At 65.5% G+C, this 26510-nt stretch carries 24 protein-coding genes, 1 tRNA gene and 2 pseudogenes; 8 read left to right on the top strand and 19 right to left on the bottom strand.

The features are described 5' to 3' along the window. Positions 1 to 14: 14 nt before the first annotated feature. From V5G24_RS08280 to V5G24_RS08270, 3 genes are all read right to left on the bottom strand, one after another. Positions 15 to 506: a putative pterin-binding protein gene (locus V5G24_RS08280; RefSeq protein ID WP_394084771.1), complete on the bottom strand. Its 492-nt coding sequence runs from the start codon at positions 504 to 506 to the stop codon at positions 15 to 17. 274 nt (positions 507 to 780) lie between these two features. Next, complete coding sequence (locus tag V5G24_RS08275; protein WP_394084770.1) at positions 781 to 1173, bottom strand: DUF1236 domain-containing protein; 393 nt, start codon at positions 1171 to 1173, stop codon at positions 781 to 783. A 239-nt stretch (positions 1174 to 1412) separates the two neighbouring features. Then, a complete protein-coding gene (locus V5G24_RS08270) occupies positions 1413 to 2813 on the bottom strand; it encodes an aspartate aminotransferase family protein (protein WP_394084769.1) in 1401 nt (466 codons plus the stop codon). 191 nt (positions 2814 to 3004) lie between these two features. Between V5G24_RS08270 and tmpT the strand changes: the two genes are divergently transcribed. Then, positions 3005 to 3643, top strand: coding sequence for a thiopurine S-methyltransferase (gene tmpT / locus V5G24_RS08265; protein ID WP_394084768.1), 639 nt, complete (start codon positions 3005 to 3007; stop codon positions 3641 to 3643). Positions 3644 to 3655: 12 nt separating this feature from the next. Here tmpT and V5G24_RS08260 read toward each other — a convergent pair whose 3' ends face one another. The 3 genes from V5G24_RS08260 to V5G24_RS08250 all read right to left on the bottom strand — a co-directional run bounded on the left by V5G24_RS08260 (position 3656) and on the right by V5G24_RS08250 (position 6333). After that, positions 3656 to 5155, bottom strand: a complete 1500-nt coding sequence (locus V5G24_RS08260) for an aldehyde dehydrogenase (RefSeq protein ID WP_394084767.1) — start codon at positions 5153 to 5155, stop codon at positions 3656 to 3658. 339 nt (positions 5156 to 5494) lie between these two features. Beyond that, positions 5495 to 5716, bottom strand: a complete 222-nt coding sequence (yacG, locus tag V5G24_RS08255) for a DNA gyrase inhibitor YacG (RefSeq protein ID WP_394084766.1) — start codon at positions 5714 to 5716, stop codon at positions 5495 to 5497. Then, positions 5713 to 6333 carry a Maf family nucleotide pyrophosphatase gene (locus tag V5G24_RS08250; RefSeq protein ID WP_394084765.1) on the bottom strand — a complete coding sequence of 207 codons (621 nt, stop codon included), beginning with the start codon at positions 6331 to 6333 and terminating at the stop codon, positions 5713 to 5715. The genes yacG and V5G24_RS08250 overlap by 4 nt, the downstream gene beginning before the upstream one ends. A 230-nt stretch (positions 6334 to 6563) precedes the next feature. On the opposite strand from V5G24_RS08250, the gene V5G24_RS08245 reads away from it, so the two are divergent. Continuing rightward, the gene (locus tag V5G24_RS08245) at positions 6564 to 7565 is read left to right on the top strand and encodes an alpha/beta fold hydrolase (protein WP_394084764.1); all 1002 of its coding nucleotides are present in this window, start codon (positions 6564 to 6566) and stop codon (positions 7563 to 7565) included. 132 nt (positions 7566 to 7697) lie between these two features. Here V5G24_RS08245 and V5G24_RS08240 read toward each other — a convergent pair whose 3' ends face one another. The 5 genes from V5G24_RS08240 to murA all read right to left on the bottom strand — a co-directional run bounded on the left by V5G24_RS08240 (position 7698) and on the right by murA (position 11943). Further along, positions 7698 to 8162, bottom strand: a complete 465-nt coding sequence (locus V5G24_RS08240; RefSeq protein ID WP_394084763.1) for an arsenate-mycothiol transferase ArsC — start codon at positions 8160 to 8162, stop codon at positions 7698 to 7700. 1 nt (position 8163) lies between these two features. Beyond that, entirely contained in the window at positions 8164 to 8649 is a 486-nt protein-coding gene (locus tag V5G24_RS08235; protein ID WP_394084762.1) for a UPF0262 family protein, read from the bottom strand. Between the two features lie 4 nt (positions 8650 to 8653). Further along, complete coding sequence (gene hisD, locus V5G24_RS08230; RefSeq protein ID WP_394084761.1) at positions 8654 to 9961, bottom strand: histidinol dehydrogenase; 1308 nt, start codon at positions 9959 to 9961, stop codon at positions 8654 to 8656. A gap of 114 nt (positions 9962 to 10075) precedes the next feature. After that, positions 10076 to 10525, bottom strand: coding sequence for a DUF2948 family protein (locus V5G24_RS08225; RefSeq protein WP_394084760.1), 450 nt, complete (start codon positions 10523 to 10525; stop codon positions 10076 to 10078). A 128-nt stretch (positions 10526 to 10653) separates the two neighbouring features. After that, positions 10654 to 11943: a UDP-N-acetylglucosamine 1-carboxyvinyltransferase gene (gene murA, locus V5G24_RS08220; protein ID WP_394084759.1), complete on the bottom strand. Its 1290-nt coding sequence runs from the start codon at positions 11941 to 11943 to the stop codon at positions 10654 to 10656. Positions 11944 to 12548: 605 nt separating this feature from the next. Here murA and V5G24_RS08215 point away from each other — a divergent pair. Further along, a tRNA-Thr gene (locus V5G24_RS08215) sits at positions 12549 to 12624 on the top strand. Between the two features lie 428 nt (positions 12625 to 13052). Here V5G24_RS08215 and V5G24_RS08210 read toward each other — a convergent pair. From V5G24_RS08210 to V5G24_RS08175, 8 genes and pseudogenes are all read right to left on the bottom strand, one after another. Further along, positions 13053 to 13580 (bottom strand): RtcB family protein, encoded by a 528-nt coding sequence (locus tag V5G24_RS08210; protein ID WP_394084853.1) that lies wholly within the window; start codon positions 13578 to 13580, stop codon positions 13053 to 13055. 235 nt (positions 13581 to 13815) lie between these two features. Beyond that, positions 13816 to 14307: a hypothetical protein gene (locus V5G24_RS08205; RefSeq protein WP_394084758.1), complete on the bottom strand. Its 492-nt coding sequence runs from the start codon at positions 14305 to 14307 to the stop codon at positions 13816 to 13818. Between the two features lie 346 nt (positions 14308 to 14653). Continuing rightward, a pseudogene (locus V5G24_RS08200) lies at positions 14654 to 15979 on the bottom strand (IS701 family transposase). A gap of 183 nt (positions 15980 to 16162) precedes the next feature. Beyond that, positions 16163 to 16419: pseudogene (locus V5G24_RS08195) on the bottom strand (transposase); the annotation flags it as partial. Beyond that, positions 16386 to 18596, bottom strand: a complete 2211-nt coding sequence (locus tag V5G24_RS08190) for an acetate--CoA ligase family protein (RefSeq protein ID WP_394084757.1) — start codon at positions 18594 to 18596, stop codon at positions 16386 to 16388. The pseudogene V5G24_RS08195 and the gene V5G24_RS08190, both read right to left, overlap by 34 nt. A gap of 11 nt (positions 18597 to 18607) precedes the next feature. Continuing rightward, positions 18608 to 19330 carry an SDR family oxidoreductase gene (locus V5G24_RS08185; protein ID WP_394084756.1) on the bottom strand — a complete coding sequence of 241 codons (723 nt, stop codon included), beginning with the start codon at positions 19328 to 19330 and terminating at the stop codon, positions 18608 to 18610. After that, positions 19327 to 20856 carry a 3-hydroxyacyl-CoA dehydrogenase gene (locus tag V5G24_RS08180; protein WP_394084755.1) on the bottom strand — a complete coding sequence of 510 codons (1530 nt, stop codon included), beginning with the start codon at positions 20854 to 20856 and terminating at the stop codon, positions 19327 to 19329. Before V5G24_RS08180 ends, V5G24_RS08185 begins: the two co-directional genes overlap by 4 nt. A 2-nt stretch (positions 20857 to 20858) precedes the next feature. After that, positions 20859 to 21629, bottom strand: coding sequence for an enoyl-CoA hydratase-related protein (locus V5G24_RS08175; protein ID WP_394084754.1), 771 nt, complete (start codon positions 21627 to 21629; stop codon positions 20859 to 20861). Positions 21630 to 21824: 195 nt separating this feature from the next. Here V5G24_RS08175 and V5G24_RS08170 point away from each other — a divergent pair, with 195 nt between their 5' ends. From V5G24_RS08170 to V5G24_RS08150, 5 genes are read left to right on the top strand one after another with little or no spacing between them, the layout of a single operon-like run. Further along, positions 21825 to 22679 (top strand): IclR family transcriptional regulator, encoded by an 855-nt coding sequence (locus tag V5G24_RS08170; RefSeq protein ID WP_394084753.1) that lies wholly within the window; start codon positions 21825 to 21827, stop codon positions 22677 to 22679. A 30-nt stretch (positions 22680 to 22709) separates the two neighbouring features. Beyond that, entirely contained in the window at positions 22710 to 23864 is a 1155-nt protein-coding gene (locus V5G24_RS08165) for an acyl-CoA dehydrogenase family protein (protein WP_394084752.1), read from the top strand. Between the two features lie 23 nt (positions 23865 to 23887). Then, positions 23888 to 24280 (top strand): Zn-ribbon domain-containing OB-fold protein, encoded by a 393-nt coding sequence (locus V5G24_RS08160; RefSeq protein WP_394084751.1) that lies wholly within the window; start codon positions 23888 to 23890, stop codon positions 24278 to 24280. Positions 24281 to 24288: 8 nt separating this feature from the next. Beyond that, complete coding sequence (locus V5G24_RS08155) at positions 24289 to 25446, top strand: acetyl-CoA acetyltransferase (RefSeq protein WP_394084750.1); 1158 nt, start codon at positions 24289 to 24291, stop codon at positions 25444 to 25446. A gap of 39 nt (positions 25447 to 25485) precedes the next feature. Continuing rightward, positions 25486 to 26493 carry an ABC transporter substrate-binding protein gene (locus V5G24_RS08150; RefSeq protein ID WP_394084749.1) on the top strand — a complete coding sequence of 336 codons (1008 nt, stop codon included), beginning with the start codon at positions 25486 to 25488 and terminating at the stop codon, positions 26491 to 26493. The last annotated feature ends 17 nt before the right edge of the window (positions 26494 to 26510 follow it).

Genomic DNA, 26510 nt, shown 5'->3' with positions numbered 1-26510 from the left:
CGCGCGTTGTCAGTTTATGGAACGATAAATTCAATGGATTTGACCTGCCAGACCATGCGTTCGCGGAAGGTCGCGGAATTATACCTGGGCTCCGCGTCTATGGGATAGATGATCCAGAATGGTCCTTCGTCGCGGACCGGCATCGCAAGCTGATTGCGGCGGGTGGCCAGGATCGGGCCGCCATATGTCATGTCCTCGGCCGGGATGGCGGCGGAATAGTCGTTGAGCGCCTCCACCCGGGCCTCGCGGACATCCCCCGGCACAAGCCGCGACAAATCCAGCAGGCTCGGCCCGTCGAAGACCTGTCGGCCCAGCGTCCAGGGCGTGGCGGTATCGATCTGGAAGCGCGGAAAGGCATCCAACTCCGCCAGGGCGACCTGCCGCTCCGCAATGAGGACGCCGCCGCTGGTGCGCCAAGTGAGCGACAAGCTCTGCGCCGCGCCGGCGTCGTCCAGGCCCACAAGCGCACAGAGCAGCAGAACGACATGGACCCAGAATGTCTTCATCAATCTCATTCAGGGCAGCTGGGCGAGGCCATATCCCGTCCGCGGCCGACCCATTCTCCTCATGATGGCGATGGGTCCATCTTCACATAAAGACTACGAATCAGCGCGAGCAATCCCATCCAGTTTGGCGCTTCACCGCGCCCTCCCGATCCATATCGGATGCAATTTCAAGGTGCGCGCCCGAAAAAATCCCGGTCGGAGCGTCCGGCCGGGATTTTGGCGATGTTCGCATCGTCCGGCGCGCAAGTCCGCGCCGGATCTCACTTCGGCAGGCTCAGGGCGTGACGACCTGGATCACCTTGCGGCTGCCGCGATCCACGATCACGCGTCGATCATTGACGACGGTGTAGGCATATTCGTCGTGATTGGGCACCGAATAGATCTGGACGCTGGGCGGCAGCGGCTCACCCACCACCACTTCATGCTGGTAGCGCACCGAGGGACGGTTCTCCTGAATGACATAGGAGCGAACCTCCTGCGGGGGCTCGGCCGCCGCACCCATGGTGGCGCCCACCGCCCCACCGACGACGGCGCCGACCGGCCCCCCCACAACGGCGCCGACAGCAGCGCCGCCCACGGCGCCGGTGGCGGTGGACGCCTGGGCGAAGACGGCGCTCGGGGACGCGATGGCCAGAGCCAGGGCAGCAATATAGATCGGGGACTTCATATTGATCTCCTCTCGACGGTTGGTCGATGGTTCAAACGAAGCCCAACGCGCTTCGTTCCCTAAGGGAGAAAAACGTGAAGCGATGAAATATTCCGCCTTAATGCTTAAGTGGCGCTCAGCCCGTTTGCTTAATTGCCAAGCTTCTAAATTTGAACCCGCTGCCGCTCGACCAGCGCCGCAATTGCACAGCATCGGCAGCTTTGCAGTAGACGCGGTTCGAGCAGGGTTTCTTCTTCACATCACGCGGCCTTGAGCAGATCGCGCCGCTTGAGTTCGGCAAGCGTCAGGTCCAGCACCCGCCACGCCGTGGCCACGATCTGGTCGGCCTCGCCATAGCTCAGGGTGAACGGGGGCGCGAGGATCAGCCCATCGCGCACGGCCCGCATGACCAGCCCCTCGGCGAAGGAAAAATCGCGCGCGATGAGGCCGACGGTGCCCTGCTCGCCGGCGAATTTCGCGCGGCTCGCCTTATCCGGAGTCAGTTCCAGGGCGCCGATCAGGCCGATCATGCGCGCCTCGCCCACCAGCGGGTGCGCGGCAAGCTTCAGCCAGCGCTCCTGGAGATAGGGGCCGATATCATCCTTCACCCGCGCGACGAGATTTTCCTCATGCATGATCTTGAGGTTGGCCAGCGCCGCCGCGCAGCCGCCGGGATGGCCGCTATAGGTGAAGCCGTGGTTGAAATCGCCGCCGTGCGCGATGAAGCCCTCCGCAACCCGATCGCCCACGATCACCCCGCCCAATGGGAAATAGCCGGAGGTGATGCCCTTGGCGAAGGTGATCAGATCTGGCTCGACGCCCATATATTGGCAGCCGAACCATTCCCCGGTGCGCCCGAAGCCGCAGATCACCTCGTCGCACACCAGCAGCACGTCGCGTTCGCGGCAGATCTTCTGAACTTCCGGCCAATAATTGGCGGGCGGAATGATGACGCCGCCGGCGCCCTGGATCGGCTCGCCGATGAAGGCGGCCACATTTTCCGGCCCCGCCTCGTCGATGGCGCGGGCGACCTCGCGGGCGGCGAACAGGCCGAAGGCCTCGCGGTCCATGTCGCCGCCCTCGGCCCACCAATAGGGCTGCTGCACATGGATGATGCCGGGAATGGGCAGCCCGCCCTGGGCGTGCATGGGCTTCATGCCCCCAAGGCTCGCCCCGCCGACGGTCGAGCCGTGATAGGCATTGTGGCGCGCAATGAAAATATGCTTTTCCGGCTTGCCCATGGCGGCCCAATAATGCCGCACCATGCGAATGACCGTATCCACCGCCTCGGACCCGCCGGAGGTGAAGAACACGCGGTTCATGCCCTGCGGCGCGACCGCCGCGATGGCGGCCGCAAGCTCGGCGGCGGCGGGATGGGTGGTCTTGAAGAAGGTGTTGTAATAATCGAGCTTGCGCAGCTGGTCGGCAATCGCATCCACGATCTCGTGCCGGCCGTGGCCGACCTGGGAGCACCACAAGCCCGACATGCCGTCGAGGATCTTGTTGCCCTCGGAATCGAAGATGAAATTCCCCTCCGCATGGGTGATCACCCGCACCCCTTCCGCATTCAGCGCCTTCGTATCGGAGAAGGGATGAAGATGGTGCTCTGCGTCCAGATGGCGCCAATGGGCGGTCGAATTGGAGGGGGGAACGGACGTCACGATTGCGATGCTCCTTCAGAGCCGAACGACCGATTTTCCTTACGGCCGCGCTCCGGTTTTAACAAGCGCGCCTTTGCCGGCCCGGCGTCCGGCCGATGGTCCCGCCTCGGCGAACGGCAAGTTCCCGGCGCGGTCGGATATGCTAGGACACGGCCCAATACCATCGAGATGCGCGCACCGGAGACGACCTTATGGATTTGGATTTCTGGCGATCGAAGTGGGAAAACAACCAGATCGCCTTTCACGAAGGCAAGCCCAATGCGCTGCTGGTGAAGCACCTCGCCCAGCTCCAGCTTCGCCCCGGCGCCCGCATCTTCGTGCCCTTGTGCGGCAAGACGCGCGACATCTTCTGGCTGCTCTCGCAGGGCTTTGAAATCGTCGGCGCGGAATTGAGCGCATTGGCGGTGGAGCAATTGTTCGCCGACCTCGGCATTTCGCCCGAAATGTCCAAACTCGGCCCGCTCACACGGTGCAGCGCTCCGGGGATCGACATCTTCATCGGTGATATCTTCGAATTGACCCGAGAGACGCTCGGCACCGTGGATGCCGTCTATGACCGGGCAGCACTCGTCGCCCTGCCCCAGCCCTTGCGCGCCCGCTATGCGGCCCATCTCGTCGCCATCACGGCTGCCGCGCCGCAGCTGTTGATCTGCTTCGATTATGATCAATCTCTGATCGCCGGTCCGCCGTTCGCCGTGAGCCCCGAGGACGCCCGCGCGCTCTACGGGGCGGCCTATGACATCTCGCTGCTGGAAAGCGTCGAGGTCCCCGGCGGCCTGAAGGGCACATGCGAGGCAACGGAACGGGTGCTGCTGCTTCAACGCTCCTGAAGCGGGAGAGCCTTACAGCCGCGTCCACACGGTCTTGAGATCGGAATATTTTTCCAGAGCGTGGAGGGATTTGTCCCGTCCGAACCCGGATTGCTTCACCCCGCCGAACGGAACCGTCATGTCGTCGGCGTCGAAGCAATTCACATAGACCACGCCCGCCTTAAAGCGTCGGGCTACCTTGTGGGCGGCGGCGAGATCGCCGCTCCAGATGGCGGCGCCGAGACCATAGACCGTGCCGTTGGCGATCTTCACCGCCTCGTCCAGCCCGTCGAAACCGATCACGGAGAGCACCGGGCCGAAGATTTCCTTCTGCTCTAGCGATGAGCCAGGCGCGACATTGTCGAAGATGGTGGGCGCGACAAAGGCGCCGCCGGTCTCCTCGCGCACCGCCGTACCGCCCAAGACGAGGCGTGCGCCTTCCGCGAGGCCCTGGTCGATGGCGGAAAGAATGCGGCCCTGATGCGCGCGGCTCACCACCGCGCCGGCCTTGGCCTCGGGGTCCAGCGGGTCGCCGGGCATCCATTGGGCGGCGGCGGCGGCGATGCGCTCCACCAATTCGTCCTTGATGCGATTGTCCACCAGCAGGCGCGAACCAGCGGTGCACATTTCGCCCTGGTTGAAGAAAATGCCGGCCGCCGCCGCCTGCGCGACCGCGTCCAGATCCGGCGCGTCGTGGGCGACGACGAAGCCGGTCTTGCCGCCCAGCTCCAGGCCCACGCGCTTCAGATTGGTGTCGGCCGAATAGCGCATGAAATAGCGCCCCACCTCGGTGGAGCCGGTAAAGGCGATGGCGTCCACGTCCATATGCCGGCCAAGGGCTGCGCCCGCTTCCTCGCCGAGGCCGGTCACTACGTTGAACACGCCGTCGGGAATGCCGGCGTCCTGGGCCAGCTCCGCGAGGCGCAGCGCCGTGAGCGGGGATTCCTCCGCCGGCTTCAGAATCACCGAATTGCCCATGGCGAGGGCCGGCGCGAATTTCCACGCCGCCATGATCATGGGGAAGTTCCACGGCGTCACGCAGCCCACCACGCCGAGCGGCTCGCGCAGGATCAGCGCGAGATCGTCGCCGCCGGTGGGCGCCACCTCGCCATAGACCTTGTCCGCCGCCTCGCCGTAATAGGCGATGCAATCGGCGGTGGCGCGCACGTCGATGAATTTCGCATCCGAGATCGGCTTGCCCATGTTGAGGGTTTCAAGCAGCGCCAGTTCATCGCGATGGGTGCGGACCAGATCGGCGAAGCGCACCAGGATGCGCTTGCGCTCGCCCGGTTTCAAACCCGCCCAGCGCCGATCCTCGAATGCCATGCGGGCGGCGGAAACGGCGCGATCCACGTCGATGCCGTCGCAGGCGGCGATCTGCCCCAGTTCCTGCCCGGTGGCGGGATTGATGGCGGTAAAACGCTTGCCGCTCGCCGCCGGCACGAAGCGGCCGTTGATGAAGGCATCGGTGCGGAAGGAAGGGGCGGCCGCTGCGGCGGCAAGGGTGCTGGCGCTAAGGGTGCTGGCGCTCATGGGCTTCATCCTTCAAGCGTGGCCGGGGCGTGGGCGGCACCCTCGCCTTTGTCACCTTGCCCCGTCAAGGCGGGCGCCCGGTCATCGGGTGGATTGCGCGGTGGTCCTGCAACGCCTCCCCCTCCCCAGCCCTCCCCCGCAAGCGGGAGAGGGGGCGTGCCGACGTCGTGGGAAATCCCTCCTCTCCCGCTCCGCCGGATTCCCTCTCCCGCTTGCTCCCGCTTGCGGGGGAGGGTTAGGGAGGGGAATCGGGGAAGGTCAGGGAGGGGAAGGCTCCGGAAGCCGGAAAAGCGGCAGTTGGCTCAAAAGATCGGAACCGGGCAAAGGACAACCGCCCCTTCAGCTCTCCCGCTCGGGTGCGCTGCCTTCTCCGTCCTCGTCCTCGTCCTCGACGACCGGAATGGCATAGGCGCCCTTCAGCCAGCGATTCAAGTCCACGTCGGCGCAGCGCTTGGAGCAGAAGGGGCGATAGCGCTCCACCGAAGGCTTGGCGCAGATCGGGCACGGCTTGGAGACGAACGGCACCGCGGCGCGCGCTCCCTTGGGCTGATTGTCGTTCACGCGGCGCGCTCCGCCCATCCGGCGCGCACGGGATAGCCCTCGCCCGTCAGCAGCGCGATGGTCTCGGCGAGCGGCAGGCCGACCACCGAGCTATAGGAGCCCATGAGCTTCACCACGAACGAGCCGGCAATGCCTTGGATGGCATAGCCGCCCGCCTTCCCACGCCATTCCTCGCAGGCGAGATAGGCGGTGATGTCGTCATGCGAGAGGCGGCGGAAGCGCAGGCGGGTTTCAACGAGGCGCGTGCGCGAACGCCCGCGTGCCGAAACCACGCAGAGGCCGGTGAATACCCGGTGCGCCCGGCCCGAGAGCAGGCGCAGACATTCCTCCGCCTCGCCCTGAAGTTCCGGCTTGGGCAGGATGCGCCGGCCCACCGCCACCACCGTATCGGCGGAAACCACGATGGCCGACATGCCGGCCTCCTTGGCGCGGGCCGCCACCAGTTCGCCCTTCTGCTGGGCGAGCCGCAGGGCGAGGTGGCGCGGCAACTCGCCCTTGTCGGGCGTCTCGTCCACGTCGGCGGGCATGAGCAGGTCCGGCTCGATGCCGGCCTGGTTGAGCAGAGCGAGCCTGCGGGGCGAGCCGGAGGCCAATACGAGCTTCACCCTGTCGTTCACGTCTGCGTCACCTCGAACCGGCTGAAAAGAAGCCGCGCGGCACGGGACACGCGGCGCGCGGACGCTAGCGCAAAGGGTTGCGCGTGTGAACGCCCGTTTGCGCGCATCAGGCCGGCACCCCTTGGACGGCAGCGGACGGCGCTTCCAGCATCCCGATGCCGCCCACCGTTCATAAAGCACTGCTAGAAGGCGCGCCGGGGGGATTTGGAACGAGGACACGCGCGATGCGCATGAGTTTCGCAGCCACCGGTCTCCTGCTTGCCCTTTCCGCGCTGCCGGCCGCCGCCCAGAGCGGCGTCGCCTATGGCCCGGAGCTGGAGGGCTTCGACTATCCCTATCCCGTGGGGCGATTCGACTTCACCTCCCAGCGCCAGCCGCTGCACATGGCCTATATGGATGTGAAGCCGGAGCAGGCGAACGGGCGCACCATCGTATTGCTGCACGGCAAGAACTTCTGCGGCGCCACCTGGGAAGGGGTGATCGCGCCGCTCACCAAGGCCGGCTATCGCGTGGTGGTGCCGGACCAGGTCGGCTTCTGCAAATCCTCCAAGCCGCAGGATTACCAATTTTCCCTGCATCAGCTCGCCGCGAACACCCATGCCCTGCTGGCGCAGCTCGACGTGGAAAAGCCCATTATCATGGGCCATTCGATGGGCGGCATGCTGGCGATCCGCTATGCCCTTACCTTCCCGCAGGACGTGTCGGGGCTGGTACTGGTCGATCCCATCGGCCTTGAGGACTGGCGCGAAAAGGGCGTGCCCTCGCTGACCGTGGACCAATGGCTCGTGGGCGAACAGCGCAACAATTTCCAGGGCATGAAGAAATACCAGCAGAACACCTATTATGCCGGCACCTGGAAACCCGAGTACGACAAATGGGTGGACATGCTGGCCGGCATGTATCTCGGCGCCGGCAAGGACAAGGTGGCCTATGACCAGGCACTCACCTCGGACATGCTGCTGAGCCAGCCGGTGGTGCACGAGCTGCACAACATCAAGGCGCCGACCTTGCTGCTGATCGGCATGAAGGACAATACCGCCATCGGCAAGGCAGCCGCACCGGCGGATGTGCAAAAGCGGCTCGGCAATTATCCCGAACTCGGCAAGGCCGCGGCCAAGGCGATACCCGGCGCCACGCTGGTGGAATTCGCCGATCTCGGGCACGCGCCGCAGATCCAGGACCCGGCTGCATTCAACGCGGCATTGCTGAAGGGGCTCGACCTGATGAAGTGAGCGCGGCGCGCGTCGGCCGCCCGCGCATCCAAACGGGAAAGCTGGCGCCGGCTCAACTGGTGCCAGCTCTCCAGGCGATCAGATCCGCGCTCTTCACCGCGCGCCGAAGCGGCGGCGCACACCCTGCCGCCCTCATCCCTGGCGGAAGCGGGCCCGCACGTGCCGTTCCAATTCGTCCCGCACGGTGCGATAGGCCTCCAGGCGCTGCTCGCGATTGCCGGCCTCAAGGGTGGGGTCGGCGGTCGGCCAATATTCCACGCCGAGGGCATTGGTGCGGGTGATTTCCAGCGCGCGATGGTGGGCGTCCGGCGACAGCGAGATGGCGAGGTCGAACCCCAGCCCCTCGAGTTCTTCCAGTTCCTCTACGCTCTTTGGGCGGTGGCGGCGCACGTCGAGGCCCACTTCCTCCATCACCGCGGTGACGAACGGATCGGCCTCGCCCGCGATCACGCCGGCCGAGCCGACATAAAGCGACTTGCCGAACAGATGCTTCGCCCAGGCGGAGGCCATGACGGAGCGCACTACATTCTGCCCGCAGATAAAGAGAACCGATTGCGGCCGCGCTGAGCGCGAAGCTGCCGCGGGAGGCGCGTCCAACTCATCCTCTCCAATGGAGGGCGCAGATCAGGGTGAACAGGCGGCGCGCGGTGTCGAAGTCCACCTCGATCTTGTCCTTCAGCCGCTCCAGCAACAGTTCGGACCCCTCGTTGTGGAGCCCGCGCCGGCCCATGTCGATGGCTTCGATCTGGGTCGGCGACGCAGTGCGGATGGCGTCATAATAGCTCTCGCACACCAGAAAATAATCCTTCACCACCTTCCGGAACGGGGTAAGGGACAGGTGGTGCTGAACTACCTGATCGCCACTCTCGCGCTTGATGTCCAGCACCAGGCGATTGTCCATGAGGCCGATATGCAGCGTGTACGGCCCCTCCCCCGGATCGGTGGCGAGCGCGAAGCGATTGTCCTCCAGCAGATCGTAGATGGCGGTGGCGCGCTCGTGCTCCACATCCGGCCCGCCACGACCGATGGAGGTGTCGTCGAGGGTGACGTTACACAGGCGGTCGGTGCGGGAGCTTTGCGTCATGGCGTCAGGCGTCCGGGCTGCCGGCGTTGGAACGGATGAGAACCGAGCGCCCATGGGCCTGGAGGCGCTCCACTTCGGCGAGACGCACCGCCGCCCCGCCGATCACCCGCAGGGCTTCCGGCGTGCATTTCAGCAGCGAGGTGCGCTTCATGAAATCCAGCACGCCGAGCCCGGAGGAAAAGCGGGCCGAGCGCGCGGTCGGCAGGACATGGTTGGTGCCGCCCACATAATCACCGATGGCCTCGGGCGTATAGGCGCCGATGAAGATCGCACCCGCATGGCGGACGCGGGCGGCAAGCGCCTCGGCATCCACGCTGTGGATCTCCAGATGCTCCGGCGCCACGCGATCCACCAGCGGGACGGCGGCGGCGAGGTCGTCCACCAGAATGATGGCGCCATGGTCGCGCCAGGAGGCACGGGCGATCTCGGCGCGCGGCAAGGTGGCGAGCATGCGTTCTACCGCACGCTCCACCTGTTCGGCGAGCGCGGGACTGTCGGTGACGAGGATCGACTGGGCGGCGGTGTCATGCTCGGCCTGGGCCAGCAGATCGGCGGCGATCCAGTCCGGATTGGCCTCCCCATCCGCCAGGATCAGCACCTCGGACGGGCCGGCGACCATGTCGATGCCTACCTTGCCGAACACCTGCCGCTTGGCGGCGGCCACATAGGCATTGCCGGGACCGACGATCTTGTCCACCGGGGCGATGGTCTGCGTGCCATAGGCGAGCGCCGCCACGGCCTGCGCCCCACCGACGCGATACACTTCGTCGACACCCGCAAGGCGGGCGGCGGCAAGGACCAGCGGGGCGATCTGCCCGTCGGGCGCCGGCACCACCATGACCACGCGCGGCACGCCCGCGACCTTGGCCGGCACGGCGTTCATCAGTACCGAGGAGGGATAGGCCGCCGTGCCGCCGGGCACGTAAAGCCCCACCGCATCCACGCTGGTCCAGCGCTGGCCAAGCTCAACCCCAACCGAATCGGTATAGCGCTCGTCCTGGGGCTTCTGCCGCGCATGATGGGAATGGATGCGGGCCTTGGCGAATTCCAGCGCCTCGCGCGTCTCGGCGGGGATGGAGGCGAGCGCGGCGTCGATTTCCGCATCGGTCACGCGGATGCCTCGTGCCGCGAGGTCCACCCGATCGAGCCGGGCGGAGATTTCGATCAGGGCGTCATCGCCCCGCGCGCGGATGTCGGCGATGATCTGCGCCACGACGGCGGCCACATCGGCGTCGGTTTCCCGCTTGCTGGCGAGAAACGCGGCGAAGGCGGCGGGAAAATCGCTCTGCTGAGTATGAAGACGGATCGGCATTCCGTCTCCCTAGAGCATGTGCCGGAAAAGTTGAATGCCTTTTCCGCTCCGCTCAGGTTCGGGGCGGGTGCGACGCATCATGTGACGCATCGCCCGATCCTCGCGCCGCCCCGTTCAGCCGGCCTTCATGTCCGGCAACGGGTCGTGCTTGGGGGCGCAGGTGCATCCCCAGGCGGGGCCGAGATCGCTGAGCCGCGCCTCAATGCACTCCACCGACAGGCGGATTTCCGCGCCGCCGGAGCAGGTCAGCAAGATGTGGCCGGAGGGCTCGTCCGTGGGCTCGAACGTCACCGCGAGCAGATTCAGCACCGTATCGCCCTTGCGCGGATCGAAGCCGCGCGCCTGCACGGCGCTGACCCGCTCGAAATGCAGCCCGGCACGGCGGCGCACCAGTTCGTCCGCGGTTTCCATCTGGTCCCAGTCGAACCGGTTGAGCAGCAAAGCGAACCGGCGACTGCTCGGCAAAAAGCCGATATCCTCCACCTTGATCACCGCATCCTGAAGATGAGCCGAGATGATGGCGAGGTCTTCGCCATCCATGGCGAGGAGCTTGAGACTTTCCATCGGCGTGCGGCCTTCTTATCGCTTCTTGTGATGAATGGCAGATGGCGACGCCCACGCCATCCATCAAGGGACGACGCGCATTTGCGTGCCGTCCCATCGCGGGGCGCAATGCTGCGCGCGCGAAATCCTCAGCCGCTGATGCGCTCGATCTGCGCGCCGCAGCGCGAGAGCTTCTCTTCCAGCCGCTCGAAGCCGCGATCAAGGTGATACACCCGCTGCACCATGGTCTCACCCTCAGCCGCGAGGCCGGCGATGACGAGCGAGACCGAGGCCCGCAGATCGGTCGCCATCACGGGCGCCCCAGTGAGACGCTCCGTTCCCTCGACGGTCGCGGTATCGCCGTCGAGATGGATCTTCGCGCCGAGGCGGGCCAGCTCCTGCACGTGCATGAAGCGATTCTCAAAAATGGTCTCGGTGATGCGCGAGCGGCCCTTCGCGCGGGTCATCAGCGCCATGAACTGGGCTTGAAGATCGGTGGGAAAACCCGGGAACGGGGCGGTCGTCACATCAACGGCGCTGATGCCGGCGCCATTGCGGCGCACGCGGATGCCCTCATTGGTGGCGTCGATCTCGGCGCCCGCCGCCCGCAGCGTGTCGAGCACGGTTTCCAGCAGGTCCGGCCGCGCGCCGGAAAGCATCACGTCGCCGCCCACCATGGCGGTGGCCATGGCATAGGTGCCGGTCTCGATGCGGTCGGGCAGCACCGCATGGCGTGCGCCGCGCAGGCGCGGCACGCCCTGGATTTCGATCCGCGGCGTGCCGGCACCGGAAATGCGGGCGCCCATCTTCACCAGGCAGTCGGCAAGATCGACCACTTCCGGCTCGCAGGCGGCATTCTCGATCACCGTGTCGCCATGGGCGACCGCGGCGGCCATGATGGCGGTGTGCGTGGCGCCGACCGAGACCTTCGGAAATACAATGCGCGCGCCATGCAGCCCCTTGGGCGCGCGGGCGAGCACATAGCCGGCGTCGATCTCAATCTCCGCGCCCAGCGCTCCCAGGGCGTCGAGGTGGAGATCCACCGGCCGGGTGCCGATGGCGCAGCCGCCGGGCAGCGAGACCTTCGCCTCGCCCATGCGGGCCAGCAGCGGCCCGACCACCCAGAAGCTCGCCCGCATGCGCGAGACCAGATCGTAGGGCGCCGTGGTGTCGACAATCACCCGCGCATCAATCTCCAGCGTCTGACCTGCGTGGGGATCATCCCCGTTGCGCTTGCCGTTGGTGGTGATGTCAACGCCATGATTGCCGAGGATGCGCTGAAGCAAGGCCACGTCAGCGAGGCGCGGCACATTCTCGAGGATCAGCTTCTCTTCAGATAGCAGGCTCGCGATCATCAACGGCAAGGCGGCATTCTTGGCGCCCGAGATGGGAATCGTGCCTTCAAGGGAAGACCCGCCGACGATGCGAATTTTATCCATGCGTTGAACGCTCCTGGTGCCCGGTGGCCGCCCTGCCCCTCGTCACGGCCGTCGAGTAAACGCGTTATCTAGCAAGGCTTGCCCTTGGGCACAATGATGGCCGGCTCCAATCCACCGGCGACCGGGGGCCGTCCGCCTTCCGAAACGGAAATTCAGGCCTTTTCGCCCTCATCCGGGGCGCGCTCGGCCCCTTCCTGGGCGGGCGCTTCCGGACCGGCGTGGTTTGCGGATCCTGGATTTGCGTCGGCCGGGTGGACCGTTTCCTCCTTGCGCGCACGCCCCTGCGCCTTGCGGCGGGCAAGATTGGCTCGCAAGGCCTGGGCAAGGCGAGCGGACTTGTCTTGGGCGGGCGTCTTGGGATCTGAGGCCATGGCCAAGGGTTAGCCGCGCCTGGATGAGGAGGCAAGAGCGGCCCTGCGGATGTTTTTGCCGGGGATGGCACGTGTGCCCCCGCACGGCGCCCTTGAATCTCACGACGGCTCCACGTATGAGAGGCGCCTGTTTCGGCCTTTGGGCTGCGTCGGCGCGTGGTCGCACGCAAGGCAACGCGGATTTTAGGGTTTTTCCGGCCCTCGCCCGAGACAGGAAGCCTTGAACGCTTCAGGGCCGCAATAGCTCAGCTGGTAGAGCACCTCATTCGTAATGAGGGGGTCGGGGGTTCGAATCCCTCTTGCGGCACCATTTCCTTGAAAAAATGTCTTTAATTTCAGATATTTGACTAACGTCCAGTTATTCCAGCCCACAAATCAGCCCACAAAATCACCTGGCTGTGCGCCAAAGGGAACTTTGGGATGGCGCAGAGACCGGCCGCATTGCGGCACCGTCGATCTGGAGCGCCTGTCGTTGCGACGTCGCCCGCGTGAATGGTTTGCCCGTTGAAATAGACCCGTGCCAGAGGTGACCGATCCGGATGATGTGAACGGGATCCGTGCCCTGCCCGACTGATGGGGCTGCGCCAACCTTCCATCGCCTAAGGGCTCGTCGCTCGTTTCGGGAGTGCGAGCCACGGCGGCCGAAATGTGAAGCTTCCGTTTGTCCGGCCTGCGCATCCCAGCTGAGAGGTCAAAGGCGGGCGATTTCTCGCCCGCCTTGCATGAATCGGACAGAAGCTAATCCGCCGGGTTGCGCTTGCGTTGCCAGGGTTTGTCGTAGTCGCCAGCCATCAGGCATCCCAAGGGCTCAATGGTGGCGATCACATCGGCGAGGCCATAATGCTCGATCTGCGCCCGCACCGAGGCCGCCGATTTGTAGGCCAGCGGCGACTCGGAAGGATCTGGCCGTCCATAGAAGAAGCGGACATCAAGACCTTCCGTCTGCGCCGCAACGATGTCTGAAGCGGCGGCATGATAGCGATCCGGCGGCAGGCCATGGATGCCCAGCTTCTTCAGCAGTGCCGTGCGCGACATGTTGCGGCCGGCGCCATGGGGGGCGAACGAACAGGCATGTGTGCCCGGACGAACGCAATATTCGCTTCTTCCTCCGGAGTTTCCGCGTGGATCGCGAGCGTATAGCGGCCGGACGGTCGCCGAGGGAGGATCTGAAGCGGCGGCAGAAGCCCCGCAAGAACCAGCTTGATGGTGGCTTCGTCTTCCCCATTGGCGTCCATCTCGGTCGCCTTGGCGAGAAGCTTGCGGAATTCAGGTCCGGGCTCAAAGCCCCAGGCGATAAGAGTTTTGCCGGTGATCGGCGTGCGGTGTGGTGTGGCGGGAGCCTCCTGATCGTTTGCTGTTTTCAAGATCGGAATGGGCAGATGATTGAGCGTGCAGTTTTTCAGAGCGTCGGGCGCGATGGAATGCCCAGCCATTCTTCAAGAAACACGGAGCGCGCGAAGGGAACATCGGGCATATCGTCATCGTGCCCGAAGCGGCTCCATTAATCCAGAAAGCGCTCGGGATCGTCGTCATGGCAGGCGAGCCACGCCCGATAGATCGCCCGCACCAAGGCCTTGCGCGGGATCACCACATCGAGCTTCAGCTTTGCGCCCACAATGTATCGAAGGATCACGCAGAGCCTGACATGGTCGCGGCGCGGCGGCCGCCAGGTGACACTGGGGGGAAATCGATCTCCCGGGAAAAGGTGAAGCTCGCCGAAGGATCCCTCTTCGCTGATTGCCACCCGCGGAAAGCCGCCGCGCGCCACCTCTTCAAGCCAAGCAACGATCTCAGCGCCAGAACTGTAGAGATAGCTGATGCGGATAAGCGCGACCTGCTTGTAGGACGCGAGCACGAAGTCGATCCAGCCCGCCTCGGGTGGCTCGAATGCGACCGCGAGCGTCTCGAACGACGTCGGATCGCCGAACGGCTGTTGAATGGGTTCGTCCGGTGCGCGCCAGACCCTGCAAAGTGGATCTTCCCACCAGCCCAATGAATGCGCACGCCAATGAGCTGCGAGGCCATCCCCCTCTTCGACGGGCGCACCAAGTTGGCGGATCTCGTCAACGTCATGGCCGCCGCGGCGGTACCAGTCGGCAATTTGCTCGATATCTCCGGGAGCGGAGCTTATGTGCCAGCCAGACTCGAAACGAAGACGGATGGCATAGATGATGACCGGCGGCGCCGGTTGCTTAGGCAGGTATTTATTGAAGAGAGACGCTCCGAAAGTGTGGAATGCAGACGGTCTTATCGCATGCAGCTCGGTCCGTCAGCCCCCTGGGTGAAGAGGCCGCGGAGGAGAAGACATGTCCGGAGGGCCTGATGCCACGTATCAGGCGTTAATGGCGTAGCGGCTGGATTTTGAGGTGTAAACGCGAAGGCGCGCCCTGCAGTGAGGACATCTGAGTGTCTCCGGCGTGAAGATCTGATCCAGGATGGCCTGGCGGATCTCCGGCAGGCTCGGCTGCGGTGGGGGGCGGAGATCCTTTTTTCCCCCGCTCGCCTGACCAAGGCGGCGGTTCTGCAGGAAGGCGTAGGCGATCATCGTCATCAAGGCGTGCCTGTGCAGGCCGCCCCAGGATCGGCCCTCGAAGTGGTCGAGCCCGAGTTCCTCCTTCAGTTGCTGGTGCGCCTGCTCGCAGGCCCACCGCGCCGGCCAGGCGCTTGAGAGGCGTATCGGCGGGAAGGTTGGAGAGATAATATTTCCGCTCGCCGGTGAGCCAGGTCTCTTCTCCCGGCAGATGCTGCTGGCTCATGGAACCGATCCTCTGGGGCGGCCCATCGGCCACCTTGATCCGCACGGCGGCAAAGCGCGCCTTAAGGTGCCCTTTGGTCCCGCGTCTCCAGCTCAGCGTGCGCCAGGGGGCGCTCGCCAGCGTCTTCTTCGCCGAAAGCGAGGTCGCGTCGGGCACGGGATTCTTGCGCGGCCGGCCACGCGCCGCCACAGGGAAGGTCAGGGCCACGCCGGCGGGATAGACCTTCTGGCGCCCGCCCCCCCCCACCGCCCAGGTGAGGCCACGCGCACTCAGGCCCTGGCGGAACGGGGCGCTCAGACCATAGCCGGCGTCGGCCAGCACACAGCCGAAGTGCACGCCTGCCGTCCGGATGCGGTCGATCTCCTCCAGAGCGATCTCGGGCTTGGTCTTGTAAGTCTGGTGTTCGCCCGGCACACGCGCCCGGATCATGCGGTCAGGGGCGCTGGTCCAGCTCTCCGGCAGAAACAGGCGCAGGCCCACCATGGCCGGAACCTCGTCGCGCGCCAGCGTGATGGAGACGAGGGTCTGGCAGTTCGCGTTCTTGCCGAGCGTGGTCGCGTATTGCGGGGCGACGCCCACCGAATGCTTGCCCTTCTTGGGCAGCACTGTGTCATCGATGATCAAGAAGGCGGCCTGGCCGCCCACCATGCGATCGGCCTCCTTCAGCAGAACATCCTCCAGCGGCGCCTGATCCCAGGTCCCGGCTGCCACGAAGTGATGCAACTGGTCGTAGCCGACGCCGCCTTCACGCGCCGCCATGGGCTGGATGCTTTTGCGATCTCCCAGACCGATCAGCCCCGCCACATACAAGGGACACAGCCGCGCCCGGACCTTATGACCCAGAGCGCTGAGGAACGGCGCCAGCCACTCTTCCAGATCCGCTTTCCAGCTTTCGTTCATGGTCGGCATTCCATAAGCCGACCACCCATGAATCACGCAATCCGTCCCGAGGGAATCCCAGGAGCGTTCCGATGAGCAAAATATGCCAAAGTAGTGCTAGGCGACCACCGGCGCCCAAACCGGCGGCGACCGTGGCCCTAAGAGCTGAATTCTAAGCGATTTGGTTCTAGGTCTAGGCTCAGGACTCACTAATCAGAGCCAGAAGATGACTGTTGCGGCGATGCGTAGCGTGTGGCGATGCGACGCCAGTCCTTGAGCTTGGCGAACAGGTTCTCGACCTTGTGGCGCTGCCGGTAGAGGGTTTTGTCATAAGGGAAGGGCCGCTTGCGGCTGCGCGATGAAGGAATGCAGGGATCGATGCCCCTGGCGGCCAATGCCTCGCGGAACCAGGCACTGTCGTAGCCGCGGTCGGCGATCAGGCTTCGGGCCGGCGGCAAGGCATCGAGGACGAGTGTTCAGTCCCGGACCCTGAGTGCTGCGCCGCCGCGCAGGCCGGTGCCGCAGCATTGAGCATGACGAGGGCATCGGCCGCCGCTACGCCCTTGCCGCGGGGGCGAACGAACAGCGGGTTGACGTCCAATTCCCGCACCCGGTCTCGTAGATCCCAGGCGAGACGGGAGATCGCCACGACGGCGTCCACCAATGCTTCGAGGTCGAGCGCGGGACGGCCGCGCACGCCGTCGAACAGCGGCCGGCCGCGAAGTTCATCCAGCATCGCCCGTATGGTGTGTCGATCACAGGGAGCGATGCGATAAGCGACGTCGCGCAGCACTTCGGTGAGCACGCCGCCGAGCCCCACAGCCACCACCGGTCCGAAGGCGGGATCATTAACCACGCCCACTAGCACTTCCAGAGCGTCGTCGATCATTTCCGAGACCAGGACACCTGCGACGCGGGCGCCAGGCCTGTAGGCACGGGCATTTTCGATCACCCGATCGACAGCCGCGGCGAGCGCCTCGACATCGGGGACCCCCAGCGCGACGCCGCCCGCCTCGGTCTTGTGGGCAATGTCGGGCGAGACCACCTTCGCCGCCAGAGGAAAGGCGAGATCGGCTGTCGCCGCCTGAAGGTCCGCGCCCACGGGCACAAACACCTCCTTTGGAGTCGGGATGCCATAGGCAGCGAGCAGCCGCTTGCCGGCTGCCTCGTCGAGGGCTCCGGCCAGCGGCGGCAGCAGGTCGCCTGCATGCGCCTCCGTCTCGCCTCCCCGCGTTATGGGGGCGCTGGGCGTGCGGCCGAGCGCGGCGGCACGCAAGGCGGCGTAATCGGCGAGCCCGGCTGCCGCGCGCGCGAGCCGGACCGGTGTGGAGAGAATAGGAATGTCAGCCGCTTCCAGCAGCGCATAGCCCCTCTCCGCGCGAGCGCGCCGCACCGACCAGCCAACAAGGATAGGCTTATGGGTGCCCGCCTTGGCAGCAACGATGGCCTGCGCGACCTGCGCGGCCACAGGGTCTGGTGCCGAGGCCAACAGCAGGCAGAGTTGGTCAACGCCGGGATCGGCGAGAACCGCGTCGATGGCTTCGGTCAACACTGCCACGTCGTTGAAGACAGAGGCGGTGACATCTGCCGGATTGGCCACCGAGCCGAAGCTTGGGATAATGCGGGAGAGCCGTTCTGCTGTCGCCGCTTCGAATTGCGGCAAGGCAAGGCCGCGGGCGATCGCGGCGTCGGCAAACACGATGCCGGTGCCGCCGGAGATGCCGATGACGCCGACATTGCGCCCGCCCGGCAGCCGCCCGCCGGAGAACGCTTGAACGAGATCCACGATCTCGTCCACGTCCTGCACCTCCATCAGGCCGGACTGGCGGCACGCGGCGCGGAAGATGTCGTAGCGGCCCGTGAGATTGGCGGTGTGGGAGGCGGCGGCACGCGCGCCGGTCTCGGTCTTGCCACCCTTCCACACCAGCACCGGCTTTCCGAGCGCAAGCGCCTTCTCTCCCGCCGCCATGAGCGCGCGTCCATCCTGTACGCCCTCCACATAGGTGCAGACGAGGCTGGTTCCTGGATCATCCAGCAGCGCATCGAGCAGTTCCGGCATCTTCACATCCGCCTCGTTGCCAGTGGAGACGCAATTGCGGAAGCCAATGCCCTGCATGTCGCACAGGGTGACGACGGCAAAGCCGACCCCGCCGCTTTGGAAGCACATGGAGACGGAGCCGGCCTTCACCCCGACCTCGCCGGAAATCGAACCGAATACTGCGAACACATGGTCGTGGACCGCCAGCATGCCCTGGCAATTGGGGCCGATGAGCCGCACGCGGGCCTCGCGCGCCGCCGCCACGAGTTGATCCTCCAATGCGAGGCCGGCCGGGCCGGTTTCTCGAAACCCGCCGCTCAAGATCACCGCGAAGCCGATGCCCTTCGCGCCGCAGGCACGCACGGCATCCGCAGCGGCGTCGGCGCGCACCGCCACTACGGCCATGTCACAGGGGCCGTCGATGGCTGCGATACTGGGCATGCACGGCAGGCCCGCTATGGCATCGTACTTGGGGTTGACCGGATAGATGCGCCCGGCATATCCGGCCGCCTTCAGCGCCTGGATGGGCTGGCCGCCGATTCGGCTGAGGTCGGCAGAGGCGCCGACGACGGCGATGCCGCGCGGCTGGAAAAGGGCTTGGAAACTCATGCTGTCCTCGCTCACAAGGGGGCCGTGCCGACGCTCGTTCCGCCGCACACGTAAAGCACCTGTCCAGTGACATAGGCCGCCTCGTCGCCGAGGAAGAAGGCGATGGACGCCGCCACTTCCTCCGGCCGGCCGAAGCGACGCATTGGCACGCGGTCCGTGACCCGGCGCAGGCTTTCCGCGTCGGTGGGATTATTCGTCTGGTAGAGTTCGGTCATCACCACGCCGGGGGCGACGGCATTGACCGTGATGCCCTTCTCCGCAAGTTCCAGCGCCCAGGTGCGGGTAAAGCCGATCAACCCCGCCTTCGCGCCGCCATAGGAGGTGCGCTGCTCCTTTCCGAGCACCGCACGGGTCGAGACATTGACGATCCGCCCGCGCCCCATCGCCGTCATGCCGGGCAAGAAGGCCTGCGCACATAGCAGGGCGGAGCGCAGATTGATGTCGATCGAGGCCTGAAATGCCTCCAAGGTCACGTCCGCCAGCCACTGGGGATGCGGTGCTCCGGCATTGTTGACGAGGTTCGTCACCGCATGACGCGCCGCCACCTCCCGGAGCCCCATACGGGCAGCCTCCAGGTCGGCAAGATCAATGGAGACGAACTCAGCGGGGAGCGGGGTTTCAGGCGGATTGCGCGCGATGGCGACCACATGGTGGCCCTGGCCGGCAAGACGCTCGACGAGAGAACGACCGATGCCACGCGTGGCGCCGGTGACGACGGTGACGGGGCGGGTCATCGGACGCGCTCAGGCGCGAGGAGGGAGAGGCCGAAGCCGGCGCGCCGGCGCAGCCACCCGCTCGCCCGGTAGCGCGGTTCGCCATAGAAAGCGTGCAGCCGGTCGAGGATTTCCAGCACCCGCGCAGGGCCGATCAGATCGCCCCATTCCAGCGGCCCGCGCACATAGCCGAGGCCGAGGCGGGCGCCGAGGTCGATGTCGGACGGGGGTGAAATGCCCATCTGGGCGATAGCGCATCCCACGTTCACGATCATCGCCACGACCCGCTGGGCGACGAAGCCCGGACTGTCGTTGAGTAACGTAACCGGGGCGCCGACGCCGAGCGCCGACAGGGCGGAGTCCCGGTAGCGCGGCGCGGTGGCGGGCGAGATCATGACCGAGCGGCGGCGATCGAGGCCGAACAACATGTCCACCGCGACGGTGCGAGCGGGATCGAGACCCTCGACGGCGATGGTTGTGGCCATGTCCGCACCGAGCGGGGTGACGAGGCAGAGATCGTCCGGCGCCGGCCGCAGGGCGGCATTGACCGGCACCTCGCCCAGGGCATCGCGCAGCGTCGCGGCAAACTGGGGATAGGCAGGGCTGATCCACACCGCCGGCATGGGGTCCGGACGCGGCGCCGGTGCAGGCTCGTCCGGCATTTGTGCCTGACCATTGTCGTACCTGTAGAAGCCGGCGCCGGTCTTCTGCCCCAGCATGCCCGCCTCCACCATGCGGCGCGCGGTCGGCGATGGGCGATACATGGGCTCCTGGTAGAATTGCGCATAGAGCGATTCCATCACCGGATGGGCGACGTCCCCGCCTACCATGTCGAACAATTGGAACGGTCCCATGCGGAAGCCGGCGGCTTCGCGCAGGATCCGGTCGATATCGCTGGCGGTGGCGATGCCCTCGTCGAGAATGCGCAGAGATTCCGGCACATAGGCGCGGCCGATGTGATTGACCAGGAAGCCGGGGCTGTCCGCCACCACTACTGGTTCCCGGGTCATACGCCGGCCGAGCCCGGTCAGCGCCTCCACGACCCAGGGCGCGGTGCGTGCGCCGCCGATGACCTCAACCAGCTTCATCAGCGGAACCGGATTGAAGAAATGCAGCCCGCCCACGCGCTCGGGCCGCGTGCAGGCGGCGGCGATGGCGGTGATCGAAAGGGAAGACGTGTTGCTGGCGAGAATGGCCTGGGGGGCGACCACCTCCTCCAGGGCGGCGAAAAGCGCCTTCTTGGCTTCGAGCTGCTCGACGATCACCTCAATCACCACGTCGCAAGGGGAGAGGTCGGCGAGGGTCTCCACCGCGTGAATGCGGCCGGCCGCGGCCCCGGCCTCCGCGGGCGTCATCTTGCCCTTTTCGGCGAGCCGCTGAAGCATCCCGATGACGGAAGTCCGGGCCTCCTGCGCTGCACCGGGGCGGGCGTCGTGCAGGCGCACGTCCATGCCGCCCGCCGCCGCCACCTGAACAATGCCGCGACCCATGGTTCCGACACCCACCACGCCAACAATGAGGTCTGGCTTGTCGATTTCGAGGTTCATTTTCATCTCCCGGAGAAATTCGGCGGACGCTTGTCCAGGAAAGCGCGCATGCCCTCCTTTTGGTCCTGCGAGGCGAAGAGGACGTGGAGCGCCTTGCGCTCCAGGCGAAGGCCCGCGTCCAGCGCCCCATCGGCGCCGGCGAGCGTCACTTCCTTGATGAGTTCGACCGCCAGCGGGGGATGGGCAGCGATGCGGGATGCGATCTCGATGGCGCGGGTTTCGGTCTGCGAATCCGGCACCACGAGGCTCACCAGGCCCATGGCGTCGGCTTGCGCCGCACCGAAGAGTTCGCCGGTCAGCATGAGGTGCAGGGCCTTGTATTTGCCGACCGCGCGCACCAGCCGCTGGGTGCCGCCCCCGCCCGGCAGGATGCCCAGTTTGACCTCGGGCAGGCCGAAGCGGGCACCGGCGCCGGCGACGATGATGTCCGCATGCAGGGCCAGTTCGCACCCGCCACCGAGGGCAAAGCCGTTCACCGCGGCGACGATGGGCTTGGGGCATGCGGTCAGCGCCTGCCACAGACCGTGCGGCGCGCGGCGCATCACCTCGATGGGGCCGGCATCGGCCATTTCGGCGATGTCCGCGCCGGCCGCGAAGGCTGTATCGCTGCCCGCGAGCAAGATGCAACGGACATCACCGTCGGCAGCCAGCGCGGCGAGGTGATCGCTCATCAGTCGGCGCACCTCCATGTTCAGCGCATTGCGGGCTTCGGGGCGATTGAGGCGCAGCAGCGCCAGACCAGCTTCTGGCCGTTCAAGCAAAACCGGTGGCATGGGGTTCCGTCCTGGGTGTCGTTTCACTATGCGAAACAGAATTTTATGTTGTTGACCCGGACATTACGTGCGGCCATAGTTGATGGCAAGATAAAGAAATGCGTAACGAGATGTTGCGCGGAGTGAAACGCCAATAACAAAACGCTCATGAGGGCGATAATCCGTTAAATCTGGTCATTACATGCTGCACTGCAAATGAAACGCTGCCGCAAGTGCGATGAAGATTTTACGGAACGAAGGGCTGGGCCAATGCCAAGCAAGGATGACGAGGGCAGCGAAAGCGAAGACCGTTATTTCATAACGGCGCTGGCGCGCGGGCTCGATGTGCTCGGAGCGTTCCGATCAGGCGACGACGCATTGACCAATGCGGAGCTTTCCCGCCGTACGAAGCTGCCCAAAGCCACCGTCACACGCCTCACACACACCCTGCGCAGTCTCGGCTATCTGAGCAATTGCGCGGAAACCGGCCGCTTTCGCCTGCATCCGCACATCCTCAGCCTCGGTTATCCGGTGCTGATCAACCTCGGGGTTCGCCAGGTGGCGCGCCCGCTGATGCAGGAATTGGCGGACTATTGCGGCGGCACCGTCTCGATCGGCGCCCGCGACGTGCAGCACATGATCTTCGTCGAGCGGGTACGCAACCGCTCCGTAATGACCCTGCCGCTGGATGTCGGCTCCTGCATTCCCATCGCGACGACATCTTGCGGACGCGCCTATATCGCCGCGATTTCCGAAGCGGAACGGCGAGATCTGCTTGCGGACATTGCCGCCTGCCATCCAGATGACTGGCCGCGCCTCAGCTCCGGTATCGAGGCTGCCCGCGCCGACTACAAGCGAAAGGGCTACTGCCAGTCCATCGGCGACTGGGAGAGCAACGTGAACGCGGTGGGTGTGCCGCTGCGCACCGCCGGCGGACAGGTGCTGTCCATCACTTGCGGCGGCCCAGCAAGCCGCATCCGGCCGGACATGATCGAGGATCTGGGGGCTCGGCTGCGCCACCTTGCTCAGGCCGTCGAGATGGCCCTGCGCATCGGTTCCGCTCCGCTTTGAAACCCTTGGGGGCAATGAGGAAAGACCAGGATGGCTTTGGATCAGGACACATTCCAGCAGTTCCTCGACACCATCGGCAGGTTCGTCCGCGAACGCATGGTGCCGAACGAGGACCGCCTCGAGGCCGAGGACCACGTGCCGCCGGAAGTGCTCGCCGAGATGAAAGATATCGGCCTGTTCGCGCTCACCATTCCCGAGCAGTATGACGGCCTCGGTCTGGGCATGGAGGAGGAGGCGCGGGTCCTGTTCGAGGTCTGCCTCGCCTCGTGCGCCTACCGCACCGTGTTCGCCACGACGGTGGGCATCGGCTCCCAGGGACTGGTCATCGACGGAACGGAAGAGCAGCGCCAGCGCTACCTGCCGCGCCTCGCCCGCGGCGAGATCATCGGCTCCTTCTGCCTCACCGAACCAAACGCCGGATCCGACGCGGCTTCGTTGCGCACCCGCGCCGTCCGCGACGGCGACAGCTATGTGATCAACGGCACAAAGCGCTTCATCACCAACGCGCCAGACGCTGGCCTGTTCACGGTATTCGCGCGCACCAACCCGGAGGAAAAGGGTGCAGCTGGCATCTCCGCCTTCCTGGTGGAAGCGGGCACCCCCGGCCTCAGCCTCGGCAAGCCGGACAAGAAGATGGGGCAGCGGGGCAGCCACACCTGCGACGTCATCTTCGAGGATTGCCGGGTACCGACCTCAGCCTTGCTCGGAGGGGTAGAAGGACAGGGTTTCAAGACCGCCATGAAGGTTCTCGACCGCGGGCGCCTGCACATCGCTGCCGCCAGCGTCGGCGCGGCGGAACGGCTGATCCGCGACAGCCTCACCTACGCGATGGACCGCCGCCAGTTCGGCCGCCCCATCGCCGAGTTCCAGCTCGTACAGGCCATGCTCGCCGACAGCCGGACCGAGGCCTATGCGGCGCGCTGCATGGTGCTTGATGCCGCCCGGCGGCGCGACGCGGGCGAGAACGTCACGGCACTCGCCTCCTGCGCCAAATTGTTCGCCACCGAGATGGTGGGACGCGTCGCGGATCGCGCCGTGCAGATCCACGGTGGGTCCGGTTACATCGCCGATTTCAAGGTGGAGCGCTTCTATCGCGACGTGCGCCTGTTCCGCCTCTACGAGGGCACGTCCCAGATCCAGCAGATCATCATCGCCAAAGCCATGATCAAGGACGCGGTCCATTGAGCCGCGCGGGAGAACAAAATCCGATGAATGCCTTGGACGAGCGTCAATTCGCAGGTCCCGGACCAGAGCAGGTGTTTCGCGCCGGGCTCACAGACGGGAAATTCCTGATCCAACGCTGCACGGTCTGCGCGGCCCACGTCTTCTACCCCCGCGCGCTTTGCCCGGCCTGCAAAGGTGGCCCGCTGGAATGCGTCGAAGCTTCCGGCGCGGGCGAGGTGTATTCCAGCACAATCATCCGCCAGCCTGCTGACAAAGGTGGCGACTACAACCTCGCCATGGTCACCCTGGCCGAGGGGCCGCGCCTGATGACCCAGGTTGTCGGCATCGCGCCGCAGGATGTGCGCATCGGGATGTCCGTGCGCGCCACCATCCGAAAGGCAGGCGAGGCGCCGGCCATCTTCTTCGAGCCGGTGTGAGGCACGCCATGTCCAAGAACCATCCCCTGCGCGGCTCCGCCGCGATCGTCGGCACCGGACTCGCCGGCCTTGGCGAGGCGCCCGGCCACACGCATCTGGAACTTTTAGCGGAAGCCACCGCCAAAGCCCTGGACGATGCCGGCCTGACGCTTGGCGATGTCGACGGCCTGTTTACCGCCAATCTCGTGAACTTCTTCCCCTCGCTGACGGTGGGCGAATATCTCGGCCTGCGCCCGAAGATCGCCGAGGCCACCAATCTCGGCGGCGCGTCGTTCGTCGACTATGCCATCAAAGCCGCGATGGCGATCCAGGCTGGCCTGTGCGACGTGGCTCTCATCTGCTACGGCAGCAATTCGCGCACCGGTGCCGGCAAGCACACCAGCGGGGCAGAGCTACCTCCCCACGAAGCCGCATACAAGCCGCGCTTTCCGGTCGCCGCCTATGCACTTGCTGCGGCGCGCCACATGCACGAATACGGCACCACGCGGGAAGATCTCGCGCGGGTCGCCGTGGCCGCGCGCCAATGGGCGCAGCTCAATCCGCTGGCCTACCGGCGCGAGCCCACCTCGGTGGAGGAGGTGCTTGCCGCCCGCATGGTCTGCGATCCCTTGACGACCCGCGACTGCTGTCTCGTCACCGACGGCGCAGGCGCCGTGATCATGGTCTCGGCACGGCGGGCCAGGGACCTGAAGGGCAAGCCGGTGTATTTTCTCGGCGGTGCGGCGGCGCAATGGCATCGACAGATCTCCGCCATGCCCGATTTCACCACCACGGCGGCGGCGGAATCCGGCCCGCGCGCCTTCGCCATGGCCGGGCTGTCGCCAGCCGATGTGGACGTGCTGCAGCTCTATGACGCTTTCACCATCAATGTCCTGATGTTTCTGGAGGATCTGGGCTTCTGCCCGAAAGGCGAGGCCGGGCGCTTCGTCGCCAGCGGGGCGATCGCGCCCGGCGGCTCATTGCCGGTGAACACCAATGGCGGGGGGCTCTCCTGCGTCCATCCCGGCATGTACGGTGTGTTCACCATGATCGAGGCCGCCGAGCAATTGCGCGGAACCGCGGGCGATCGACAGGTGACGGGCGCTGAGATCGCCCTGTGCCACGGTAACGGCGGCACGCTCTCGAGTCAGGTCACGGCCCTCTTCGGAACCGCCTCGACCGTATGATCTCGCACGCAAAGATGCGAGCAAACCAGGGAGGAAGAAATGGCAAGGAAATCAATTCTGCCGTGGGTCGTCGGAGCACTTGGTGCCGCTTTGGCCGTGCTTCCGGCGCAGGCCGAAGTCGCAAAGGTTAGGATCGCGCAGCAACTCAGCCTCGCGTTCCTTCCGGCCATGGTGATGCAGAAGGAGAAGCTGCTGGAGGCTGAGATGGAGAAAGCCGGCCTGAAGGATGTGCCGGTCGAATGGAGCACGTTCGCGGGCGGCAATTCCGCCATCGACGCCGTTCTGGCGGGCGAGCTTCAGTTCGCGTCCTCAGGCATCACCCCATTCATCACGCTCTGGGCCAAAAGCAACGGGCGGGTTAAGGGCGTCGCCGCCATGAGCGCGCAGCCGGAATATCTCAATTGCCGCAATCCGGCGCTGAAATCGGTGCGCGATCTCACCGCCAAGGACAAAATCGCCGTGCCGGCGATCAAGGTCTCCACGCAGGCGGTGTTCCTGCAGATGGAGGCGGCGCGCACCTGGGGCGACGCGAATTTCGAAAAGCTGGACCCGATGACGGTCTCGCTCTCCCAGGCGGATGCCTCGATCGCCCTGATGTCGGGGAGCAACGACATCGCCTGTACCTTCACCTCTCAACCCTTTACCTTCCTGCAGAAAAAGGACCCCGGCATCCACACCATCCTGAACTCGTTCGACACGCTCGGCGGGCCAGCGACGCTGACGATGGTCTGGGCAACCGTCGATTTCCAGAAAAACAACCCCAAGACCTATGCCGCCTTCCTGGCCGCGTATGAGAAGGCCCTAGGCATCATCCATAACGACAAGAAACGGGCCGCTCAGGTTTATCTCGACCTGTCAAAGGACAAGTCTCTGTCCAATGCGGACGTGGTCAGCATCATTTCTGACCCTCAGATCACCTTTGTAATGACGCCTGAAAACACCATGAAATCGGTGAAATTCATGAACCAAGTCGGCCGCATCAAGAAGATGCCAGCCTCGTGGAAGGAGATGTGGTTCGAGAACGTCCACAGCCTATCGGGAAGCTGAACGTGGGGGGAACGGCG

Origin of the sequence: Roseixanthobacter finlandensis, assembly GCF_043195105.2 — a bacterium.
GTDB lineage: Bacteria > Pseudomonadota > Alphaproteobacteria > Rhizobiales > Xanthobacteraceae > NCEH01.
This window is presented reverse-complemented; position numbering and strand designations above follow the sequence as displayed.

Coding starts and splice junctions, on each gene's coding strand:
- V5G24_RS08160 (WP_394084751.1), top strand. CDS start 23,888: ATGAATGCCTTGGACGAGCGTCAATTCGCAGGTCCCGGACCAGAGCAG.
- V5G24_RS08280 (WP_394084771.1), bottom strand. CDS start 506: ATGAAGACATTCTGGGTCCATGTCGTTCTGCTGCTCTGTGCGCTTGTG.
- V5G24_RS08190 (WP_394084757.1), bottom strand. CDS start 18,596: ATGAGTTTCCAAGCCCTTTTCCAGCCGCGCGGCATCGCCGTCGTCGGC.
- V5G24_RS08165 (WP_394084752.1), top strand. CDS start 22,710: ATGGCTTTGGATCAGGACACATTCCAGCAGTTCCTCGACACCATCGGC.
- murA (WP_394084759.1), bottom strand. CDS start 11,943: ATGGATAAAATTCGCATCGTCGGCGGGTCTTCCCTTGAAGGCACGATT.
- V5G24_RS08185 (WP_394084756.1), bottom strand. CDS start 19,330: ATGACCCGCCCCGTCACCGTCGTCACCGGCGCCACGCGTGGCATCGGT.
- V5G24_RS08225 (WP_394084760.1), bottom strand. CDS start 10,525: ATGGAAAGTCTCAAGCTCCTCGCCATGGATGGCGAAGACCTCGCCATC.
- V5G24_RS08170 (WP_394084753.1), top strand. CDS start 21,825: ATGAAACGCTGCCGCAAGTGCGATGAAGATTTTACGGAACGAAGGGCT.
- V5G24_RS08275 (WP_394084770.1), bottom strand. CDS start 1,173: ATGAAGTCCCCGATCTATATTGCTGCCCTGGCTCTGGCCATCGCGTCC.
- V5G24_RS08235 (WP_394084762.1), bottom strand. CDS start 8,649: ATGACGCAAAGCTCCCGCACCGACCGCCTGTGTAACGTCACCCTCGAC.
- V5G24_RS08155 (WP_394084750.1), top strand. CDS start 24,289: ATGTCCAAGAACCATCCCCTGCGCGGCTCCGCCGCGATCGTCGGCACC.
- tmpT (WP_394084768.1), top strand. CDS start 3,005: ATGGATTTGGATTTCTGGCGATCGAAGTGGGAAAACAACCAGATCGCC.
- hisD (WP_394084761.1), bottom strand. CDS start 9,961: ATGCCGATCCGTCTTCATACTCAGCAGAGCGATTTTCCCGCCGCCTTC.
- V5G24_RS08175 (WP_394084754.1), bottom strand. CDS start 21,629: ATGCCACCGGTTTTGCTTGAACGGCCAGAAGCTGGTCTGGCGCTGCTG.
- V5G24_RS08180 (WP_394084755.1), bottom strand. CDS start 20,856: ATGAACCTCGAAATCGACAAGCCAGACCTCATTGTTGGCGTGGTGGGT.
- V5G24_RS08150 (WP_394084749.1), top strand. CDS start 25,486: ATGGCAAGGAAATCAATTCTGCCGTGGGTCGTCGGAGCACTTGGTGCC.
- V5G24_RS08245 (WP_394084764.1), top strand. CDS start 6,564: ATGAGTTTCGCAGCCACCGGTCTCCTGCTTGCCCTTTCCGCGCTGCCG.
- V5G24_RS08260 (WP_394084767.1), bottom strand. CDS start 5,155: ATGAGCGCCAGCACCCTTAGCGCCAGCACCCTTGCCGCCGCAGCGGCC.